Consider the following 497-nt stretch of genomic DNA (forward strand, 5'->3'; position numbering starts at 1 on the left):
GGGCTGGTGCTTCCTGGTATTGGGGGGAAATCAGCTCAAGCGTCGTTGTCCCTGACGGAGGACGGGTGGCGACACAACGGCGTCACCGAAATCTTCATGTACGGGAAAAGCGGCAAGGCGGTGAGAATGTCGTGCAACTCTGCATTGCTCTCTACATCGAAGATGCTGTAGTTCGCGTACTCGCCCACCAGTCGCCAGATATGGCGCCACTTGCCGCTGCGCTGCAACTCCTGCGAGTACGCCTTTTCGCGCGCCTTGATTTCATTGGCGACGTTGGCGGGCATGTCGGCCGGGATGTTCACATCCATTCGTACGTGGAATAGCATCGTCAAATTCCGTTTGTCAGGTGTCCGGATTATTTCGTCACTTTCAGCAGGCCGTCGCGGGTGAAGCGCTTGACCTTCGCTTCGTCCAGTTCGATGCCCAGACCCGGGCCGTTCGGCACCGTCAGCTCGAAGTCGCTGTAGTCCAGCGGGGTAGTCAGAATTTCTTCGGTA

1 protein-coding gene and 1 pseudogene are annotated in these 497 nt (G+C 57.5%); both read right to left on the reverse strand.

Features of this window, described 5'->3' with window-relative positions:
• Window positions 1–35: 35 nt before the first annotated feature.
• Window positions 36–326 (reverse strand): muconolactone Delta-isomerase, encoded by a 291-nt coding sequence (gene catC / locus U5A65_RS40750; protein ID WP_110382889.1) that lies wholly within the window; start codon window positions 324–326, stop codon window positions 36–38.
• A gap of 29 nt (window positions 327–355) precedes the next feature.
• Window positions 356–497, reverse strand: a pseudogene (locus U5A65_RS40755) (muconate cycloisomerase); the annotation flags it as partial.

The organism is Paraburkholderia sp. J10-1, assembly GCF_905220165.1.
Taxonomy (GTDB): Bacteria; Pseudomonadota; Gammaproteobacteria; order Burkholderiales; family Burkholderiaceae; genus Paraburkholderia.